Consider the following 377-nt stretch of genomic DNA (forward strand, 5'->3'; position numbering starts at 1 on the left):
TGCCGCCGATCTGCCGGAAGAACGTGGCCGACGACGTGGCGACGCCCATGTCCCGGGCCTCCACGGACCCCTGCGAGGCGAGGGTCAGCGACTGCATGACCGACCCGAGGCCGAGGCCGATGAGGAACATGCCGATCATGAGGAACCAGAGCGGCTTGTCGATCGTCATGAACGTGAGCACGACGTAGCCGGAGGACACCAGTGCCGTGCCGATCACCGGGAAGATGCGGTACCGGCCGACGCGGGCCACGATCTGACCGGAGGTGATCGACGCGATCATGAGGCCGCCCACGAGGGGGAGCGTCGCGAACCCGGACTCGGTCGGGGTCAGGCCGACGACGATCTGCAGGTACAGCGGGATGGTCAGCATGGCGCCG

The 377-nt window shown here is 67.9% G+C and carries 1 protein-coding gene; it reads right to left on the bottom strand.

Going from position 1 to position 377, the window contains the following annotated elements; genetic code table 11:
• Positions 1–377 (bottom strand): MFS transporter (locus ACTJKO_RS17450; protein WP_440690640.1); only part of this gene is annotated, 377 nt, incomplete at both ends.

The sequence above is a fragment of the Curtobacterium sp. 22159 genome (assembly GCF_052045775.1).
Taxonomy (GTDB): domain Bacteria; phylum Actinomycetota; class Actinomycetes; order Actinomycetales; family Microbacteriaceae; genus Curtobacterium.